The 20,388-nt window shown below is 50.6% G+C and carries 21 protein-coding genes; 15 read left to right on the forward strand and 6 right to left on the reverse strand.

The window, feature by feature from the left end; genetic code table 11:
• Positions 1 to 174 precede the first annotated feature (174 nt).
• Positions 175 to 1,344, reverse strand: a complete 1,170-nt coding sequence (locus Q0852_RS08375) for an O-succinylhomoserine (thiol)-lyase (RefSeq protein WP_299016900.1) — start codon at positions 1,342 to 1,344, stop codon at positions 175 to 177.
• Positions 1,345 to 1,527: 183 nt separating this feature from the next.
• Here Q0852_RS08375 and metJ point away from each other — a divergent pair, with 183 nt between their 5' ends.
• On the forward strand, positions 1,528 to 1,845 hold the full coding sequence (gene metJ, locus Q0852_RS08380; RefSeq protein ID WP_299016903.1) for a met regulon transcriptional regulator MetJ: 318 nt from the start codon (positions 1,528 to 1,530) through the stop codon (positions 1,843 to 1,845).
• Between the two features lie 87 nt (positions 1,846 to 1,932).
• Here metJ and Q0852_RS08385 read toward each other — a convergent pair whose 3' ends face one another.
• The 3 genes from Q0852_RS08385 to Q0852_RS08395 form a co-directional block, all read right to left on the reverse strand.
• The gene (locus tag Q0852_RS08385) at positions 1,933 to 3,183 is read right to left on the reverse strand and encodes a malic enzyme-like NAD(P)-binding protein (RefSeq protein ID WP_299016906.1); all 1,251 of its coding nucleotides are present in this window, start codon (positions 3,181 to 3,183) and stop codon (positions 1,933 to 1,935) included.
• 297 nt (positions 3,184 to 3,480) lie between these two features.
• Entirely contained in the window at positions 3,481 to 3,693 is a 213-nt protein-coding gene (gene rpmE / locus Q0852_RS08390) for a 50S ribosomal protein L31 (protein ID WP_299016909.1), read from the reverse strand.
• Positions 3,694 to 3,733: 40 nt separating this feature from the next.
• A complete protein-coding gene (locus Q0852_RS08395; protein ID WP_299016912.1) occupies positions 3,734 to 3,910 on the reverse strand; it encodes a hypothetical protein in 177 nt (58 codons plus the stop codon).
• 29 nt (positions 3,911 to 3,939) lie between these two features.
• On the opposite strand from Q0852_RS08395, the gene priA reads away from it, so the two are divergent.
• The 7 genes from priA to rraA all read left to right on the forward strand — a co-directional run bounded on the left by priA (position 3,940) and on the right by rraA (position 11,764).
• A complete protein-coding gene (gene priA, locus Q0852_RS08400) occupies positions 3,940 to 6,141 on the forward strand; it encodes a primosomal protein N' (RefSeq protein ID WP_299016914.1) in 2,202 nt (733 codons plus the stop codon).
• A gap of 174 nt (positions 6,142 to 6,315) precedes the next feature.
• Positions 6,316 to 7,320, forward strand: a complete 1,005-nt coding sequence (cytR, locus tag Q0852_RS08405) for a DNA-binding transcriptional regulator CytR (protein WP_299016917.1) — start codon at positions 6,316 to 6,318, stop codon at positions 7,318 to 7,320.
• Between the two features lie 165 nt (positions 7,321 to 7,485).
• A complete protein-coding gene (locus Q0852_RS08410) occupies positions 7,486 to 8,058 on the forward strand; it encodes an SPOR domain-containing protein (protein WP_299016920.1) in 573 nt (190 codons plus the stop codon).
• Between the two features lie 171 nt (positions 8,059 to 8,229).
• Positions 8,230 to 8,757 (forward strand): ATP-dependent protease subunit HslV, encoded by a 528-nt coding sequence (gene hslV, locus Q0852_RS08415; protein WP_299016923.1) that lies wholly within the window; start codon positions 8,230 to 8,232, stop codon positions 8,755 to 8,757.
• A gap of 10 nt (positions 8,758 to 8,767) precedes the next feature.
• Complete coding sequence (gene hslU, locus Q0852_RS08420) at positions 8,768 to 10,099, forward strand: HslU--HslV peptidase ATPase subunit (protein WP_299016925.1); 1,332 nt, start codon at positions 8,768 to 8,770, stop codon at positions 10,097 to 10,099.
• Positions 10,100 to 10,249: 150 nt separating this feature from the next.
• A complete protein-coding gene (locus Q0852_RS08425) occupies positions 10,250 to 11,161 on the forward strand; it encodes a 1,4-dihydroxy-2-naphthoate polyprenyltransferase (protein ID WP_299016928.1) in 912 nt (303 codons plus the stop codon).
• 117 nt (positions 11,162 to 11,278) lie between these two features.
• Positions 11,279 to 11,764, forward strand: coding sequence for a ribonuclease E activity regulator RraA (gene rraA, locus Q0852_RS08430; protein ID WP_299016931.1), 486 nt, complete (start codon positions 11,279 to 11,281; stop codon positions 11,762 to 11,764).
• A gap of 79 nt (positions 11,765 to 11,843) precedes the next feature.
• Here the strand turns inward: rraA and zapB are convergent, their stop codons facing one another.
• Positions 11,844 to 12,086: a cell division protein ZapB gene (gene zapB, locus Q0852_RS08435; protein WP_299016933.1), complete on the reverse strand. Its 243-nt coding sequence runs from the start codon at positions 12,084 to 12,086 to the stop codon at positions 11,844 to 11,846.
• A 718-nt stretch (positions 12,087 to 12,804) separates the two neighbouring features.
• Here zapB and Q0852_RS08440 point away from each other — a divergent pair.
• From Q0852_RS08440 to Q0852_RS08465, 6 genes are all read left to right on the forward strand, one after another.
• Complete coding sequence (locus Q0852_RS08440; RefSeq protein WP_299016936.1) at positions 12,805 to 13,650, forward strand: MIP/aquaporin family protein; 846 nt, start codon at positions 12,805 to 12,807, stop codon at positions 13,648 to 13,650.
• Positions 13,651 to 13,699: 49 nt separating this feature from the next.
• Positions 13,700 to 15,217: a glycerol kinase GlpK gene (glpK, locus tag Q0852_RS08445; protein WP_299016938.1), complete on the forward strand. Its 1,518-nt coding sequence runs from the start codon at positions 13,700 to 13,702 to the stop codon at positions 15,215 to 15,217.
• 192 nt (positions 15,218 to 15,409) lie between these two features.
• Positions 15,410 to 16,417, forward strand: coding sequence for a class II fructose-bisphosphatase (gene glpX / locus Q0852_RS08450; protein WP_299016941.1), 1,008 nt, complete (start codon positions 15,410 to 15,412; stop codon positions 16,415 to 16,417).
• 185 nt (positions 16,418 to 16,602) lie between these two features.
• Entirely contained in the window at positions 16,603 to 17,223 is a 621-nt protein-coding gene (locus Q0852_RS08455; RefSeq protein ID WP_299016944.1) for a metalloregulator ArsR/SmtB family transcription factor, read from the forward strand.
• A 9-nt stretch (positions 17,224 to 17,232) separates the two neighbouring features.
• Positions 17,233 to 17,976, forward strand: a complete 744-nt coding sequence (locus tag Q0852_RS08460) for a ferredoxin--NADP reductase (protein ID WP_299016947.1) — start codon at positions 17,233 to 17,235, stop codon at positions 17,974 to 17,976.
• A gap of 220 nt (positions 17,977 to 18,196) precedes the next feature.
• A complete protein-coding gene (locus Q0852_RS08465) occupies positions 18,197 to 18,553 on the forward strand; it encodes a DUF3135 domain-containing protein (protein WP_299016950.1) in 357 nt (118 codons plus the stop codon).
• Positions 18,554 to 18,608: 55 nt separating this feature from the next.
• Here the strand turns inward: Q0852_RS08465 and Q0852_RS08470 are convergent, their stop codons facing one another.
• Positions 18,609 to 18,956: a 5-carboxymethyl-2-hydroxymuconate Delta-isomerase gene (locus Q0852_RS08470; protein ID WP_299016953.1), complete on the reverse strand. Its 348-nt coding sequence runs from the start codon at positions 18,954 to 18,956 to the stop codon at positions 18,609 to 18,611.
• A gap of 380 nt (positions 18,957 to 19,336) precedes the next feature.
• On the opposite strand from Q0852_RS08470, the gene tpiA reads away from it, so the two are divergent.
• Positions 19,337 to 20,107 (forward strand): triose-phosphate isomerase, encoded by a 771-nt coding sequence (tpiA, locus tag Q0852_RS08475; protein WP_299016956.1) that lies wholly within the window; start codon positions 19,337 to 19,339, stop codon positions 20,105 to 20,107.
• Positions 20,108 to 20,388: the final 281 nt, after the last annotated feature.

Consider the following 20,388-nt stretch of genomic DNA (forward strand, 5'->3'; position numbering starts at 1 on the left):
ACTAAAGCATAGCTGCAAGACGGTTGATATCTGACAACAAGGCCCCAGCCGTAACATCACGACCAGATCCTCACTACCGGAATGCTCCTGCAATATCGTAGCGACTCAGCGGTAACAATCAGGATCAGCGAGGCTACTGCCGCCAAATTTATGTAACTGTCTCTCTCGGCTGGCTCATCCGGACACCTCCAACGCTTTATTGAAGGCCTGATCAAGATCGGCAATCAAATCTCTCGGATCTTCAAGGCCAACCGAAAGCCGCAGCAATGAAGGCTTGATCCCAGCCTCAGCCTGCGCCTCGTCAGACATCGCCCTATGAGTCATACTGGCAGGATGGGCAATCAAACTTTCTGTCCCGCCCAACGATTCAGCCAGCGAGAAATACTTCAGCTCTTTAACAAACACCGCCAGTCGTTGCTCGCTCCCGGCCAGCTCAAAACTCAGCATCGAGCCAAAGCCTTGCTGTTGCTTCACGGCAATATCATGACCGGGATGCTCCGCCAGACTGGGGTGATAGATCTGACCGACCAGCTGTTGAGTCTGTAAATAAGCCAGGATCTGTTTACTGTTTTCTTCATGCATTTTCATTCTTGGAGCCAGGGTACGCAATCCGCGCAACGTCAGGTAGGCATCAAAAGCCGCCCCGGTCGCCCCGATACAGTTCGCCCACCAGGCCAGCTCCTCGGCCTGCTCGGCCTCCTTGGCAATCAGTACCCCACCAACAACATCAGAGTGCCCATTGATATACTTCGTCGTCGAATGGACAACAAAATCGGCCCCGAGCGCTATTGGCTGTTGCTGTATCGGTGACAAGAAAGTGTTATCCACTGCCACCAGCGCCCCGACCTGTTTGGCCTGGCTGCAAAGCGCAACCACATCGATCACCCTCAGTAACGGGTTAGACGGTGTTTCGACCCACACCAACTTGGGATTTTTAGCCAGAGCGACTGCCAGCGCGTCCTGATCAGACTGGTCAACAAACTCCACCTTAAAGTCTCCCTTCGCAGCCCGGGTATCAAACAGACGATAAGTCCCGCCATAGCAGTCATGTGGGGCAACAATCAAATCCTCCGGTCCCAGCAATGCGGAAACCAGCAGGTTGATTGCAGACGTCCCGCAGTTGGTAACGATACCTCCCGCTCCCCCCTCTAGTTCCGATAATGCTTCGGCCAGCATATTCCGGGTTGGATTGCCTGAGCGTGAATAATCATATTGAGGTACCTCCCCCATTTGTGGGAAGCTATAAGTTGATGTTAAATAAATAGGTGGGACAACTGCATTAAACTGGGTATCGGTCCCGATACCGGCCCGAACGGCAACGGTGGCAAGCTTCTTGTCAGTCATAATTACTTTCCTTGTCTGGGACTGGCCTTGCATTTGAGTAACTTTTAAGCAACAACATTAGCTACAATCATTTAAGACGTCAATGCCTCCAGACGTCCATATGTCTTTGCTTATGGCAGTAAATCCCGCTAAAATTCCCCCATATAACATTTATTGAATCTAACATCGCTGAGAAGGTAAAAAATGGCAGAGTGGAATGGCGAGTACATCAGCCCATACGCGGAACACGGTAAGAAAAACGAACAAGTAAAGAAAATCACTGTTTCGATTCCATTGAAGGTTCTGAAAATCCTGACTGACGAGCGTACACGCCGACAGATCAATAACCTACGTCACGCAACCAACAGTGAACTACTGTGTGAAGCCTTCCTTCATGCCTACACAGGTCAGCCCCTACCGACCGACGAGGATATCCGTAAAGACCGTCCGGATGACCTACCGGCTGAAGCCAAAGCGTTAATGGAAGTGATGGGCATCAAAGTTGAAGACATTAACGAATAAGCCCTGACTTAATTTGTCCTAAGGTCAAAACAAAAAAACCAGCCTGCAGGCTGGTTTTTTCTACCAAAAATTTATTGGCAAAAGCGGTTACTTGTTTTCCATGTAACCTGCTGGCATCGCAATTTGTGCCACACCAGAATCAACGGCAGCCTGAGCTACAGCCTTAGCAACACGAGGAAGCAGACGTGGATCCATTGGCTTCGGAATGATGTACTCAGAGCCGAATTCAAGTTTTTCGGCACCCGCCGCTGCTACCACTTCAGCCGGTACCGGCTCTTTCGCCAGTTCACGGATCGCATTCACGGCTGCCAGCTTCATTTCATCATTAATTCGGCTTGCACGCACATCCAGCGCACCGCGGAAAATGAACGGGAAGCAGATTACGTTATTCACCTGGTTAGGGTAGTCAGAACGGCCAGTACCCATGATCAGATCATCACGTACCGCATGGGCCAGCTCCGGCTTAATTTCAGGATCCGGGTTAGAGCATGCAAAAACAACTGGCTTATCAGCCATCAGCTTCAGCGATTCCGGAGCCAATAAGTTCGGGCCAGAAACACCAACAAAAATATCCGCACCTTCAATCACATCTTCCAATGTACGCTTGTCGGTATTATTGGCAAACAACTGCTTGTACTCATTGATATCTTCACGACGAGTATGGATCACACCCTTACGGTCAAGCATATAGATTTTCTCGCGCTGGGCACCACATTTAATCAGTAGCTCCATACAAGCAACCGCAGCTGCGCCGGCACCAAGACAAACAATCACAGCCTCGCTGATCTCCTTGCCCTGAAGTTCCAGTGCATTCAACATACCAGCAGCCGTCACAATCGCCGTACCATGCTGATCATCGTGAAATACCGGTACCTGACAACGCTCAATCAGACGCTTTTCAATTTCAAAACAATCTGGTGCCTTGATATCTTCCAGGTTAATACCACCAAAGGTATCAGCAATATTCGCAACGGTATCAACAAACTCATCAATAGTGCGGTGCTTCACTTCGATATCAATCGAGTCAAGACCAGCAAAACGCTTAAACAGTAACGCCTTACCTTCCATAACTGGCTTAGATGCCAGCGGACCAAGGTTCCCCAAGCCTAGAATAGCCGTACCGTTGGTAATGACTGCAACCATGTTGCCTTTACCCGTGTACTTATAGACGTTCTCAGCATTATGGGCGATCTCGCGAACTGGCTCAGCCACACCCGGGCTGTAAGCAAGTGCAAGATCTTCAACCGTGTTCGCCGGTTTTGTCAGTTCAACGGCAATTTTGCCTGGTACTGGATAAGCGTGATAGTGAAGTGCTTGTTGGCGAAAATCTTCTGACATAGTGTTCCTGATCCTGAATGAAAATGATGTTCAGTTCGGTAATGAGAGCTAGATCATATTCTATAGTGATACAAAATCCTAGCGCGGCCCAGCTGGTCGAGCCAATAAACTCACCTGAATGTTCAGGTATTGCATATTTTTGATATGACAACAAGAAAATGGGTAGATTTCGTGCTACTTCAGGTGAAAAAAATTAAAGAATGAACAAGATAGGAAGTAAGCGATGGGAAAAACAGTTGAAGCAGATAACAAAAAGGGATGCTTTCGCATCCCTTTTTCTCGGAATTTATCTGGCAATTACTTGCTAGAAAGAGCACCGAAACGCTTGTTGAACTTGTCGATACGACCGCCAGTGCTAACCTGACGCTGCTTACCAGTGTAGAATGGGTGGCACTTGTCGCATACATCAAGGTTGATGTCTTTACCCATAGTAGAGTTAAATACGAAAGTGTTGCCGCAAGAACAACGTGCGTTCACTGCTTTGTATTCTGGGTGAATACCTTGTTTCATGGGATAACCTCAAAAGTAAGGCCGTGTCGCTCTCCCGATCCTAAGCCGGGCACCACACGTCGTTAATAAACAGAATAGCGTATTGGTAATCAGCAAGCTGAACCAATAGGCTAAATTTAGGCGGCATATAATAATCAATCATGTCGCCCAAATCAACCAATGCGCTCCTTTTTTCACCGCTTTGCTGGCTGTCGCCGAGCAAGGTACACTTCTTCATCTTAGTACATGCGGATTATGCGGTTAATTATGACGCCCAAGATTGCCCGAGTGGCCCTCCCAGTTCCCCTGGATAAGCAGTTCGATTATCTGATCAAGCCCGAGACCTATCCGGTGGTCGGCGGCCGGGTCCGGGTACCGTTTGGCCGCCAGCAACTAGTCGGTATTGTTATCGCTATCACCGACAAATCAGATTTCCCGCTCAATCAGCTCAAAGCCATCAGCAGCGTTATCGACGGCGAGCCACTATGGCAGCCACCGCTGTTCGCGCTGCTGACTTGGGCCAGCAACTATTACCAGTATCCGCTCGGCGATACCCTGGCCAATGCCATGCCTACGTTGCTGCGTAAGGGGCGCGAAGCCTCGCCGACCAGCCTGAAAATGTGGCAACTCACCGAAACAGGGCGAGAACAACCGGCTATAGCACTCAAGCGAGCTCCGCGCCAGCTTCAGGTACTTAACACCCTACGCCATGGTAAAAGCAGCCACGAAGCCCTACTGGCAGAAGAAGTCAGCACCGCAACCCTCAAGACGTTAAACGACAAAGGCTGGATTGAAACTATTGAGGAACAGCCCGCCAGTGCCAACTGGCAACAATGCTTTGCCGTCACCGAAGAAAAGCCAAAGCTCAACGATGAGCAGGCGTTGGCAGTCGCTACCGTCAATGCCAACCCAGAATTTGGCTGTTATTTATTAGAAGGCGTAACTGGTTCGGGTAAAACCGAAGTTTATCTCAACCTGCTCGAGCCGATTCTCGCTGCCGGCAAGCAGGCACTGATCCTAGTACCGGAAATCGGCCTGACCCCGCAGACTATCAACCGCTTTCGCCGCCGCTTCAACGTGCCTTTAGAAACCGTCCACTCAGGTCTCAATGATACCGAACGCCTGTCAGCCTGGCTGGCCGGGCGCGATAACCAGGCCGGGATCATCATAGGTACCCGCTCGGCACTGTTCACCCCATTTAGCAGCCTCGGCATTATCATTGTCGACGAGGAGCATGACGCCTCATACAAGCAACAGGACAGCCTGCGCTATCATGCCAGGGATCTGGCGGTAATGCGGGCTAACCGGGAAAATATTCCGGTCATCCTCGGCTCCGCAACTCCGGCACTGGAGAGCCTGCATAACGCCAAAACCGGCAAATACCACCACCTGACGCTGACCCGCCGAGCAGGCAATGCCCAACGCGCCAGACATGGGGTACTTGATGTCAAAGGCCTTTACCTTGAAGCCGGATTATCAGCACCACTGATCGCCCGAATGCGCAAACACCTCGACGCTGGCAACCAGGTGATGTTGTTTCTCAACCGCCGTGGCTTTTCCCCTGCGATCATCTGTCATGAGTGCGGCTGGCTGGCCGAGTGCAAGCGTTGCGATGCCTACTACACATTCCACCAGCAATCCGGCGAGCTGCGCTGCCACCACTGCGCAACTCAGCGACCGGTCATGCACCAGTGCGGCAACTGCGGCTCAACCCAGCTCAATGCGGTCGGGGTTGGCACCGAACAGCTGGAACAACAACTGGCGACCCTGTTTCCGGAATACAAAACAGTCCGGATCGACCGAGACAGCACCCGCCGCAAAGGCAGTCTGGAAAACTACCTCGAAGCCATTCGTAACAACGAGTACCAGATCCTGATCGGCACTCAGATGCTCGCCAAAGGACACCACTTCCCAGATGTCACCCTGGTTGCCCTGATCGATGTCGACAGCGCCCTGTTCTGTAATGACTTCCGTGCCTCAGAACGACTAGCACAGCTATTTGTCCAGGTCGCAGGTCGGGCAGGACGGGCCAGCAAACCCGGCGAAGTGATCCTGCAAACCCACCACCCGGAACACGCCCTGCTCCAGGCCCTGTTACATAAAGGCTATGACCAGTTCTCAGTCAGCGCCCTCAACGAGCGCAAGCAGGCATTTTTGCCACCGTATACCTATTTGACACTATTTCGCGCAGAAGCCAACAGTAGTGACCATGTTGAGCAATTTTTACAGCAAGTTCGTGGCATTTTTGAATCCAGCCCCCTGTACAACCAGGACACCCTGGTGATGGGACCCAACCCGGCTCCGCTATCGCGTCGTGCCGGGCGCTACCGCTGGCAATTGCTGGTGCAGGCACCAAGCAGAAAAACCCTGCAACAGCTACTTTCTATCGCCAAACCGGCAATCCAGCTACTGCCTCTGGCACGGAAAATTCGGTGGTCAATTGATGTTGAACCGCAAGATTTAACTTAAAATGAACAATGCGATAGAAGTCACACAATGAATGTAATTTATGCTATTTTGAGCATGTTTAATCCACTGCAGAGGGCCTACAATAACAGGCTCGCTGGTATAGGTATCTGCCCAATTTGGCAATGATCCTCCGGCAATAAAAGAGAGAAATATATATAGAGAGGAACTGCAATTATGGCGACAATGAAGGATGTTGCCCAGCTCGCCGGTGTATCAACAGCCACAGTCTCCCGTGCGCTGATGAACCCGGAAAAAGTGTCGGCTTCAACTCGAAAAAAAGTTGAGCAGGCCGTCATGGATGCTGGCTATTCCCCAAACTCACTGGCTAGAAATCTTCGTAGAAACGAATCAAAAACCATTGTCACAATTGTGCCGGATATCTGTGACCCGTACTTTACGGAAATCATCCGCGGTATCGAAGAGGCCGCCATGGAGCATGGCTACCTTGTCCTGCTGGGTGACAGCGGCCAACAAAAAACGCGTGAAAACTCGTTCGTCAACCTGGTCTTTACCAAGCAAGCCGATGGCATGTTACTACTAGGAACCGACCTGCCATTCGATGTCAGCAAGCCCGAGCAGAAAAACCTGCCGCCAATGGTCATGGCGTGCGAATTTGCGCCGGAGCTCGAACTGCCAACTGTTCATATCGACAACCTCACCGCAGCCTTCGAGGCCGTAAACTACCTCACCCAAATGGGTCACAAGCGTATCGCCCAGATTTCAGGTCCGGATACCGCCGTCTTGTGCCAGTTCCGATCCCAGGGCTACCAGCAGGCATTGCGCCGCGCCGGTATCGAGCTGAACCCGGCCTATACTGTCAAAGGTGACTTTAGCTTTGCGGCCGGAGCCCGCGCCGTGACTGCGCTGCTGTCACTACCAGAGCCGCCAACCGCGCTGCTTTGCCACAGTGACGTCATGGCGATCGGTGCTATGCAGCAAGCCAAGCGCTTAGGCTTTCGGGTACCGCAAGACCTGTCGATTGTCGGCTTCGATGATATCCAGTTTGCAGAATACTGCGATCCACCACTGACCACGGTCTCTCAGCCTCGCTATGAGATCGGCCGCCAGTCAATGTTAATGCTGCTTGATATGCTCAAAGGCAACGACATTTCCTCCGGTTCCCGCCTACTCGACGCCAAGTTGGTGATCAGGGAAAGCGCCGCACCACCGTCGCATTAATCAGCACCGAACCATTCCGTGAGCTTATGTTTTTGGACATAAGCTCACAAAATTCACTCAAAATAATGCAAGCATTCTCCCGAGATCCGTTCACGGCACTAGTCAGATCTGGCGCAAATTTGTAACATAGCGTGAATTCTTAATCCCGTTATATTGATCATTACTGTGGCCACGAAAGATTATGTAAAACGCGGACGCGCAGCTAAAAAGCCAGCCCGCAACAGCCGTAAAGCCCCGGCATCGGCCGGATTCCCGATCAAATGGGCCATCATAGCCCTATGCTTGGTCGGCGCTCTAGGCTATGGGTTGTATTTCCTGTCGACAACTCCGGCTCCCGAATCTCAGCCGAAGACCGTCCAGCCCAAACCAACACCAAAGCCACAGCCAAAACCTAAGGCTCAGACTAAGCCCCTCCCGCCAAAGCCGGAAGAGAAATGGCGCTACATAGAAGAGCTCGAAAACAAAGAAGTGCAGGTTGAAGCGCCAAAAGCACAAAAGCCCAGCCGCCCTTATCTGATGCAGTGCGGTGCTTACCGAAGTCGCAACCAGGCCGAAGAACGCAAGGCCATGATTGCTTTCCAGGGCCTGACCAGCCAGATCAAAGTCAGCCAGGGCGAAAAAGGCAACTGGTTCCGGGTGATCCTCGGCCCTTACCCGCAAAAACGCAAAGCAGAAAGTGACCGCAATATGTTGCGACGTGCCGGCATCGAGCCGTGTGCGATCTGGTTCTGGGAATAAGAAAATCACTCTCCCTGAAGCTGTTCACAGAAAAGGATGCATTCGCATCCTTTTCTTTTTCCGCTTATTCTTTTTCCAACCCAGATACCTTGAAAACAGAAAACCCCATCCCCAGATATACACTTAATACCGATACCGGCACTGGCCGGAGAGACTCAAAGAGGTAACACCGTGACAACTATCGTATCTGTACGTCGAAACGGTAAAGTCGTTATCGCTGGTGATGGTCAGGTTTCCCTGGGCAACACTGTAATGAAAGGTAACGCTCGCAAAGTGCGCCGTTTATACCACGACAAAGTTCTTGCAGGCTTTGCCGGCGGCACTGCTGATGCCTTCACCCTATTCGAGCGTTTTGAGCGCAAGCTGGAAATGCACCAAGGCCACCTGCTTAAATCAGCTGTGGAACTAGCCAAAGACTGGCGTACCGACCGCATGCTTCGCAAGCTCGAAGCTCTACTGGCGGTTGCTGACGAAAACAGCTCGCTGATCATCACCGGTAATGGTGATGTCGTTCAGCCTGAACATGATCTTATTGCTATCGGCTCCGGTGGTAACTTTGCCCAAGCAGCGGCAATCGCCCTGCTGGAAAACACAGATCTAAACGCCCGTGACATCGCCGAGAAGTCACTCAATATTGCCGGCGATATCTGTGTCTTCACCAACCACCACCACACCATCGAAGAGCTTGAGACCAAGTAAGGAAGCCGAAATGTCCGAGATGACTCCACGCGAAATCGTCCATGAACTTGATCGCCATATCATCGGTCAAGACAAAGCCAAGCGTGCCGTAGCGATTGCCCTGCGTAACCGCTGGCGCCGTATGCAGCTTCCTGAAGAGCTGCGCGTAGAAGTTACCCCGAAGAACATCCTGATGATCGGCCCGACTGGTGTCGGTAAAACCGAGATTGCCCGTCGCCTGGCCAAACTGGCTAACGCGCCGTTCATCAAAGTCGAAGCGACTAAATTCACCGAAGTAGGCTACGTCGGTAAAGAAGTCGAGACAATCATCCGTGATCTTACCGATGTCGCTGTAAAAATGACCCACCAGCAGGCGATGGAGAAAGTCCGTTTCCGCGCCGAAGAGCTGGCTGAAGAGCGTATTCTTGATGTCCTGATCCCGCCGGCTCGTGATGCCTGGGGCCAGAACGAAGAAGCCGATACCGGTTCGGCAGCCCGCCAGTCCTTCCGCAAAAAATTGCGTGAAGGCAAGCTGGATGACAAAGAAGTCGAAATGGAAATCGCTGCGCCGCAAATGGGTGTCGAGATCATGGCTCCTCCTGGTATGGAAGACATGACCAACCAGCTACAAGGCATGTTCCAGAGCCTGGCTGGCAACACCACCAAAAAGCGCAAGATGAAAATCAAAGATGCGATGAAGGCGGCAACTGAAGAAGAAGCTGCGAAGCTGGTCAACCAAGACGAGCTGAAAGAGCAAGCAATCTTCGCCGTAGAAAACAACGGTATTGTCTTCCTTGATGAAATCGACAAAATCTGCAAACGCGGTGAGTCCTCAGGCCCAGACGTATCGCGCGAAGGTGTCCAGCGTGACCTGCTTCCGCTTGTCGAAGGCAGTACGGTATCAACCAAGCACGGTATGGTAAAAACCGACCACATCCTGTTTGTAGCCTCCGGTGCTTTCCAGGTTGCCAAGCCGTCAGATCTGATCCCTGAACTGCAAGGCCGCCTGCCTATTCGCGTTGAGCTGGAAGCCCTGAACAGCAATGACTTCAAACGCATCCTGACCGAGCCTAATGCCTCACTGACCGAGCAGTACAAAGCACTGATGGCAACAGAATCCGTTAACATCGAATTTACTGAAAACGGCATCAGCAAGCTGGCCGATGCAGCATGGCAAGTGAACGAGCGTACCGAGAATATCGGTGCGCGCCGCCTGCACACCGTCATGGAGCGCCTGATGGAAGAGCTGTCATACGATGCAACCGAGAAATCCGGCGATAAAATCATCATTGACGAAGCTTATGTCAACGAGCGTCTGGGCGAACTGGTCGAAGACGAAGATCTGAGCCGCTTCATTCTGTAAACGCTCGATTCCTAAACTGAATATTCCCTATCCAAACGGTGCCTTCTGGCACCGTTTTTTTGTTTTTAAACAAACAAAGTGGCGATAAAGTTGCCCATCTCTGTAGTTGCGCCATAATACGGATTCGACTGGTTCCAACATAAGCACACTATGAAATCATCTTCACTCGCAATCTGGCTTGATGCTGCAAGGCCTAAAACCCTGCCATTAGCCATCGCATCCATTGTATGCGGCAGTGCAGTGGCAGGATGGCAAGGAAGTTTCTCTGCTTTAGTCGCAGGCCTGGCCCTGCTGACCGCACTCCTACTCCAGATACTATCTAACTTAGCAAATGATTATGGCGATGCCGTCAAAGGTACGGATAACGACAATCGCCTTGGCCCGCAACGCGCTATCCAGTCCGGACTGGTCACCCCGGCGGCAATGCGCAACGCGATGATCCTCAATATTATCTTAACCGCAGGTAGCGGCCTGAGCCTGATATTCATTGCCTGTAATAATCTCCAGGATATCTTCGGATTCATGCTGCTCGGCCTGATGGCGATAGCAGCCTCGATTGCCTATACTGTCGGCAACAAGCCCTACGGTTACCGTGGCTTGGGCGATTTGTCTGTACTGATGTTCTTCGGCTGGCTTGGTGTGGCGGGAACCTATTACCTCCAGGCCGGACAGATTGATTCCATTATCATGCTACCGGCAACCGCATGCGGTCTGCTGGCCGTTGGCGTACTGAATATCAATAATCTGCGGGATATCGACAATGATCGCGCCTGTGGCAAGCTAACCCTGGCGGTACGAATGGGCCCGGACTGGGGCCGCAAATATCACCTGTTTCTACTGGCCGGCAGCGTACTTTGCTTGTCCTTGTTTGCCGCGCTGGAATTGCACTCTCCATTTGGTTGGCTGTTTGCCCTGAGCCTGCCCCTGCTATTCAAGCATGGTAAGCAGGTCTTGCAATCAACCGACGGTGCCGCTCTTCGTCCGATGATGGCGACCATGGTCAAATGCGCCCTGATCACCAACCTGTTATTTGCTGCCGGAGTCGTGCTGGCTTCGTCCTAGCACCCTGAGAGTGATTTGGCCCTGCTTATGTGAGGGCCATTATTGCAATGCCTTTCCGGCTGGTTATACTTTCAACAGGTTATCTCCTTTTCAACTGCTACAACAAGAAGCGAGCCTATGGAATACAATACGTCCGAACTCTGCGATATCTACCTCGACCAGGTAGATGTCGTTGAACCTATGTTCAGTTCTTATGGTGGTCGCAGCTCCTTTGGCGGCCAAGTAACTACCGTTAAATGCTTCGAGGACAACGCCCTGATCCGCTCTGTTCTGGATCAGCCGGGGGCTGGTCGCGTATTGCTGATCGATGGCGGTGGCTCGCTAAGACGTGCGTTGGTTGATGCTGAGATTGCCCAATTGGCAGCAAACAATGAGTGGGAAGGATTGATTGTCTATGGCTGTGTTCGCCATGTCGATGATCTGGATGAACTGGATGTCGGCATCCAGGCAATGGCCTCGATCCCAGTCGGTGCCGACCAGCAAGGCGTCGGCGAAGTGGATGTCGCGGTCAACTTTGGCGGCGTGACCTTCCTGCCGGAAGACCATATCTATGCCGACAATACTGGTGTCATTCTGTCACCGGAACCACTCGATATCGAGTGATCCCAGTTCCGGAAGGCTCTAGCCACAGCTGTGGCTACAAGCAACCAGATAAAAAACAGAGCCTGACGGCTCTGTTTTTTTATTCAACGTGATCCATCTTACCCAGAAGGTTGCGAACACGCTCCTGCCAAGCCTGGTGATCATTGCGCAGCTGCTCGTTATCCTGCTCTAGCGCTTCACGGCCCGAACGTAGCTCTTGTGCTTCATTTGCCAGAGCATCGTTCTTTTCTTTTAGTTCTTCAATTTCCATTTGCAGAAGAGAAATTGTATCAACAGCCATTTGTACTTTGGCTTCCAGCTTTTCCAACATTTCTAATGACATATTGTCCACCTGATCTAAGCCTATCTTCTTACCTTAAACCGTTAAGGTAATATCACACAGGCATGTTTACGTTGCGGTATGCGCCTATTCTAGCGAGGCTGCCGCCTTCTAGCATCTACAAATCTACCGCTTTACAACAAATGGGGAAAAAATGCGCAATTCTGATGGTTAATTGACTTGCCGCCAACGACAAACCTACATCCCAAACACTTAAGAGCACCAATGGCTACAGCAGGCTGAATAGAGTACGCCCTGACAGCAAAGATGTTGCACCACTGTAACGGAGAACTGAGCTAAGACTCGGAAAAGCTATGGCCGAGCAAAGCAGAATGCGTAGAATTGCGATCTAACTCTATTTTAATGCAAGGTTGCCATGCTAATTTTGAAAATGATCGTATCTCTCTTGGATAAATCCAAGACTTGCCCCTCTGGCACATCCGACCTACTCCAGGTCGGATTTTTTATTTCAGTATCAGTAAATTAACAGCAAAAAACCGCAACCAATCAGTCATAAAATTGCATTGCAACACATAAGCTCGATCTCAACCAAAAGATCGCAACCGTTTGCGAACTCACTCAAAAGTGAACTCGTTTTATGCTCGAACACACATTTTTTAGCTGGCAACATTTTAAATAGAGTGAAATCGCGTACATTAAATCACGCATAAAAAATAAATAAGAAATACCCCCCTACAACATTCGACAAAAGGACTGAAAGATGACTAACCCAAAACAACATACGTTGCTTGGCGAATGCATCGCTGAATTTATTGGTACCGGGCTACTAATATTTTTCGGTGTGGGATGCGTCGCAGCACTTGTACTGACCGGAGCAAACTTCGGTCAATGGGAAATCAGTATCGTATGGGGCCTTGGCGTTGCCTTGGCTATCTACTGCACCGTCGGCGTTTCCGGTGCCCATATCAACCCTGCTGTTACTATCGCTCTGGCGCTGTTCCATGGCTTCGACAAACGTAAAGTAGCCCCATACATCATTGCCCAAATGCTCGGCGCCTTCTGTACCGCAGCGCTGATCTACAGCCTGTACGGCAACCTTTTTACCGAGTATGAAGCAGCCCACCAAATCATTCGCGGCAGCGAAGCTAGCCTGGCAACTGCCGGTATCTTCTCGACCTACCCCAATGCAGCCCTGTCTTTCGGTGGTGCCTTTGCAGTGGAATTCGTGATCACCGCAGTACTCATGTTTGGCATCCTCGCTATCTGTGATGACAAAAACGGTGCGCCGAACCGCGCAATGGGACCTTTGCTGATCGGTATCCTGATCGCCGTGATCGGTGGTTCGCTTGGCCCGCTAACCGGCTTCGCGATGAACCCTGCCCGTGACTTCGGTCCTAAGTTCTTTGCCTTTCTGGCTGGCTGGGGCGATATCGCACTAACTGGCGGTAAAGACATCCCGTATATGATTGTGCCTATCCTGGCGCCAATCTTCGGTGCGTGCTTCGGTGGCTGGCTATATCCAAAAGTGATTGGCATCTATCTACCGGGCAACGCCGAAGCCAATCAGAACGAAGCCGCTGACGATAAAGAAGCAGCAAAAGCATAAAATAGTCTCAACTACCCTTATCCAATAACGAATAACAGAGGAAACCATCATGACAACTGAGCAAAAGTACATTGTTGCACTTGATCAGGGTACGACCAGCTCACGTGCCGTTGTGCTGGATCACAACGCCAACATTGTGTGCTCGTCACAGCGTGAATTCACTCAAATCTATCCAAAAGCCGGATGGGTTGAACATGATCCTCTCGAAATCTATGCCACCCAGAGTTCAACACTGGTTGAAGCCCTGGCCAAAGCAGGGATCCGCTCCGATCAGGTTGCGGGTATTGGTATTACCAACCAGCGTGAAACCACCATCGTGTGGAATAAAAATACCGGCAAACCGGTATACAACGCCATCGTCTGGCAATGCCGCCGAACTGCAGATATTTGCGAAGGCTTAAAAGAGCAAGGTCTGGAAGAATATATCCAGGACAACACTGGCCTGGTCGTCGACCCTTACTTCTCAGGTACAAAAATCAAATGGATCCTGGACAACGTTGAAGGAGTCCGTGAAGAAGCCGAAGCCGGCAACCTGCTGTTCGGTACCGTAGATACCTGGCTGATCTGGAAGATGACCCAAGGACGTGTTCACGTCACCGACTACACCAACGCCTCCCGCACCATGGTATTCAACATCAATACCCTGGAATGGGATGAAAAACTTCTCAAGGCGCTGGATATCCCGCTATCCATGATGCCTGAAGTGAAGCCGTCATCTGAAGTTTACGGCCAAACCAACATTGGTGGTAAAGGTGGTACCCGTATTCCAATCGCTGGTATTGCCGGTGATCAGCAAGCCGCCCTATTCGGCCAGATGTGTGTCGAAGCCGGTCAGGCGAAAAACACCTACGGCACAGGCTGCTTCCTGCTGATGAATACCGGCAAGGAAAAAGTCTCTTCAAGCAACGGCCTGCTCACTACCCTGGCCTGTGGACCCGAAGGGGATGTAGCCTATGCCCTGGAAGGCGCTGTCTTTATGGGGGGAGCATCCATCCAGTGGCTACGTGATGAAGTAAAGCTGCTTGATGATGCAAAGGACTCCGAATACTTCGCAGAGAAAGTCGGCAGTGCCAATGGCGTTTATGTTGTTCCTGCCTTTACCGGCCTTGGCGCACCATACTGGGATCCGTATGCCCGTGGTGCTGTGGTCGGCCTGACCCGCGGTGTAAACGCGAACCATATCATCCGTGCAACCCTGGAAAGTGTGGCTTACCAGACTCGTGATGTACTGGATGCGATGCAAGCGGACTCTCATATCAACCTGGCCTCACTGAAAGTTGATGGCGGCGCCGTTGCCAACAACTTCCTGATGCAGTTCCAGTCAGACATTCTGGCAACTGAAGTACACCGCCCGGTTGTAACCGAAGTCACAGCACTGGGTGCCGGCTATCTGGCAGGCTTGGCGGTTGGATTCTGGAACAGCATTGATGATCTGAAAGACAAAGCCGTGCTGGATCGCAACTTCATCCCTTGTGATGACGAGCAAAAACGCAACCGTCGCTACAAAGGCTGGAAACGCGCTGTTGAGTGTGCCAAAGGCTGGGCTGTCGAGGAAGACGACATCTAATCATAATCATCAGATTTTAAGTTAACCGAAGGCCTGCCATTGCAGGCCTTCTTTTTGTCATCCACCAGTCCATCACCGCTACCGAACCCTCTGTTTCTGCGAAAACATATTTTACGCAAACGTTTACTATAAGCTGTGATAGAATCGCGGCCAGAATTTATTGCCCACTGATTTTCATTTTCCGGAGTAACCATGAAACGCGATTTAGCAATGGCATTTTCCCGTGTCACTGAAGGTGCAGCACTGGCTGGCTACAAATGGCTTGGCCGCGGCGACAAAAACGCCGCTGATGGCGCAGCCGTTGAAGTTATGCGCACCCTGCTGAACCAGACTGAAATTGACGGGGAGATTGTTATTGGCGAAGGCGAGATTGATGAAGCGCCTATGCTGTACATCGGTGAGAAAGTTGGAACCGGTGGCGATGCGGTTGATATCGCAGTTGACCCTATCGAAGGTACCCGCATGACCGCAATGGGCCAGAATAATGCCCTGGCTGTACTGGCTGCAGGCGAGAAAGGTTCTTTCCTCAAGGCACCAGACATGTACATGGAAAAACTGGTTGTCGGCCCGGCAGCAAAAGGTAGCATCGACCTGAGCCGCCCATTAGCTGAAAACCTAGAGCACATTGCTGCCATCTTAGGAAAACCCCTGAGCAACCTGGTTATTACTACTCTGGCTAAGCCTCGTCACGATGAAGTGATTAACCAGATGCAGGCTATGGGTGTCCGCGTCTATGCCTTCCCAGACGGTGATGTAGCGGCATCGATCCTGACTTGTATGCCAGACAGCGAAGTTGACGTTATGTACTGCATCGGCGGTGCGCCGGAAGGGGTGGTCTCAGCAGCGGCTATCCGCGCACTGGGCGGTGATATGCAAGGTCGTCTTCTGCCTCGCCATCAGGTTAAAGGCGATACAGAAACGAACCGTGAACTGGGCCAGACTGAAATCAACCGCTGCCGCGAAATGGGCATAGAGCCAAATACTGTCTTGCGTATGGAAGACATGGCACAGAGCGACAACGTCATTTTTGCCGGCACAGGTATCACTAAGGGTGATCTGCTGGATGGGATCAGCCGCCAGGGTGACATCGCGACCACGGAAACCCTCCTTATCCGCGGCAAATGCCGTACTATCCGCCGCATTAAATCAACCCATTACCTGGAGCGCAAGGACGACGCCATCAAAAGCCATATCCTGTAATCTCTCCCGTTATAGCTTTATCAAGGCGCGTAAACTAGCGCGCCTTTTTCCTCTTCCATTCACGGAAAATACCATCCCCTTTGTTACCGACCCGGTGTGACCCGCCAAACTTTACTTTGTAAGGTAGTTGCTTTATTTACTTCGCTGACTACATAATAAAAATGGTGAAGAAAAAAGCAGTAACTATGAAAACCATCGACAAAATACTCTACCGCATGAAACGAGACGGCCCGGTGACTGCCAAAATGCTGGCCGAGGAATTCAAACTCACCACTATGGGCGTGCGCCAGCACATGCAAGGGCTAGAAGAAGAAGGCCTGGTTGATTATGAAGATATCAGGGCTAAGGTCGGTCGACCGACTCGGCACTGGGCTCTCACCGGCAAAGGGCATCGCCGTTTTGCTGACCGCCATGGCGAATTTATTATTCAAATGCTTGATTCTGTCGAGGAGCTTTTTGGTAGCAGCGGATTGAGCCAGGTGGTCGAACGCCGGGAGAATCAGACCTTTGAACAATACCAAAAAGCATTAGCCAACTGCGTAAATATAAAAGAAAAACTAGAAAAACTGACTACACTGAGGGAGCAGGAAGGCTACATGGCCGAGCTATCCCAAGATGGGAATGACTTCATTCTGGTAGAAAACCACTGCCCGATTTGCCATGCCGCCAATCGCTGCCCTTCATTATGCAACTCTGAACTTGCTGTCTTCCAACGCCTGGTCGGCAGCGAATTCCAGGTAGTGAGAGATGAACACATTATTGCCGGAGAGAGGCGCTGCGCTTATCGAATACAAAAAATAGACTAGGAGAATATTATGGCTGACTGGATCCCTGCAGAGGTTATCACCAATCGTCACTGGAACAGTGATTTGTTTAGTCTTGTCCTACGCGCCAATATCGAGCCCTTCAAGGCCGGGCAGTTTACCAAGCTAGGACTGGAAATAGATGGGAAAATGGTCCAGCGAGCCTACTCCTTCGTCAACCCGCCCAGCGACAGCAATATCGAAATCTACGCCACTCGGGTGGCCGACGGCCTGCTTTCTCCGCGTCTGCATGGACTCGACGCCGGTGATACGGTACTGATCTCAGCCCGAGCCAATGGCTTTTTCACCCTCAACGAAATACCCGACAGTGAACACCTGTGGATGCTGGCAACCGGTACGGCTATTGGCCCCTACCTCTCTATCCTGCGCGAGTCCGATGTCTGGCGCAGGTTCCGTAAAGTTGTTCTGATCCATGCGGTCCGTTATTCCGCTGATCTCAGCTACCAAGGTGAAATCAATGACTTACTGGAACGCTACCCTGAACAGCTGATTGTCCAGCCCTTCGTTAGCCGCGAACCAGCCCCGCTGTCATTACCGGGACGAATTCCCCAGGCAATTGCCGACGGTATGCTGGAACGCCATATCGGCCTGACACTCCACCCCGATCAAAGCCAGATCATGTTGTGCGGTAATCCGGAGATGGTCAAAGAAACCAAAGCCATCCTTGAGACAATGGGCTTTACCAAAAACCTTCGCCGCAAAGCTGGCCAAATCACCATGGAACACTACTGGTAAACATCCTCGCCCGCCGCTTGGCGGGCACCCGCAATTCGGGAACCCATTTTCCCTCGCCAATTCCTCTCTATCTCAAAAATGAGCCAGTCGACCACGGCCTGGCTAACTAACTTTAACAACATAACTCTTATTAAGCACATTGCGTATATAGCGTGATTGCCAAGCAAAGCGCATAAACATGCATGCGCATATTTTGAGATATTATGAGGGGTAACGTCTGATGCAAACATTACCACCGTTTGACGAACTGAAACGCATGGCTGAGCAAGCCCCAGAAGATCTGGAAGCACTCCGGTTATCCATGAGCGAAGAAATCATTAATAATGCCAGTGAAGACATGCAACCACGGCTGCGCGCCCAAATGAGCCACATCAACCAGGTTATCGACAAAGGAAAAAACCCGAACCACACCAACATCCTGCTGATGGCAGAACTGCAAAATCAGCTCAAACGCTTTGCCCTGGCCCTAAATGATCCAGACTCTTTGACTGCGCATCAGGCTGAGATCAAACCTTTTGTTCGACCGCAGCCACAGAGTAAAAGTGATGTGACCGGCCCAGTTGATCAGCAAAACTAGCGTTTATACCAACATCACCAGCGCCCTCGAAAAGAACTGAGTATCGCGTGCGACATCAATGCGAGGTTTTGAGAAAGCTCTCGCGATCCATATCGCTGATATCCACCGTGAGGCTATGAATCGTACTGGCATGCTGTTCCAATACCGTCATCAGGCTTCGGGACAACGACCGTTTTTGCTCTGCGCTGCGACCAGATAGCATGCGCAGTTCAATATGAATAAAGGTCTTCAAATCACCTTCCGGCCCCACCAGCCATGTATGGCAGGGATAGCTGCGGGACTTTACTGAGTTGTCCTCAAACAAACCACATGACAGCAAGACCAGGTGTAAATCTTCCAGTAACCCCGGCACATTGACGCGCTCAGCAACGGGATCGGCGTATTCCATAACAAGATTTGGCACAACTTCCTCCATGATGCGAATAACACACTGTGAGTAATTGAAAATACAGCACATTTGTATAACTGCATGGTCAACTTACCCGAACAACTGCTGACAAGCCAAACAAATAGACTATATTTCAATCATCGATCACTGTCTTTTTTCGTCTTAATCTCCGGGCAAAATGAAATATTTAAAAATATTCCAAGCAAGGAGTTCACTTTTGACGATGAAAAAGGTACAACCAAGCACAGAAATGATTTTGGACAGTAAAAATATCAACTTAAACTGTTATATTTTTACAAAATGGCTGGATACCAAACAGCATAGTTGTCTGAGCAGATCAGAGAATTACGCTTTTTGGTATTATTTTTTACATCAAATTGATTTGGAGAAAAGCTATGCGCCATCCTGTGGTTATGGGTAACTGGAAGCTAAACGGTAGCAAGGAAATGGTATCTAACCTACTTAAGGGCCTTGATGCTGAACTTAAAGGTGTTGAAGGTGTTGACGTAGCAGTAGCTCCACCAGCAATGTACCTAGACCTGGCTGAGCAGCTAATCGGCAAAGGTGAGAGCAAAATCATTCTTGGTGCACAGAACGTTGACGTAAACGCTAGCGGCGCATTCACTGGTGACATCTCTCCTGAAATGCTGAAAGACTTCGGTGCAAGCCACATCATCATCGGTCACTCTGAGCGTCGTGAATACCACAGCGAATCAGACGAGTTCGTCGCTAAGAAATTTGCCTTCCTGAAAGAGCACGGCCTGACTCCTGTTCTTTGTATCGGTGAATCAGAAGCACAAAACGAAGCTGGTGAAACTGTTGCAGTTTGTGCTCGTCAAATCGATGCTGTAATTAAAACACAAGGTGTTGAAGCACTAAACGGTGCAATCATCGCTTACGAACCAATTTGGGCAATCGGTACTGGTAAAGCAGCGACAGCTGATGATGCACAGCGCATCCATGCAGCTATCCGTGCTCACATCGCAGAGCAAAGTGAAGAAGTTGCTAAGAACGTTGTAATCCAGTACGGCGGTTCTGTTAAACCAGAAAACGCAGCAGCATACTTCGCACAGCCAGACATCGACGGTGCTCTAGTTGGCGGCGCAGCGCTAGACGCAGCAAGCTTTGCAGCTATCGCAAAAGCAGCAGCTGAAGCAAAAAAATAATCATTACCTGATGTAATGATCGCGATAAAGGTCACCTCCGGGTGGCCTTTTTAGTCTCTGATACCCATAGGGATAGGAATCTCATCTACTTATCCCAAACTGAATAATAATCTGACCGATTTAATAACAAGCGCACTGACTTTTATATACAACTGGCTTTTCACTTGTCGAGCACGATGCTCCAGTAAGGGACGTATTTAATAATCCATTATTGATGGTTGAAAGATCATTGTGCAAAAGGGAGTGAGTGATGACAGAGATAATAACTCAGCACTTCACTT

Origin of the sequence: uncultured Photobacterium sp., from assembly GCF_947502415.1 — a bacterium.
GTDB lineage: Bacteria > Pseudomonadota > Gammaproteobacteria > Enterobacterales > Vibrionaceae > Photobacterium.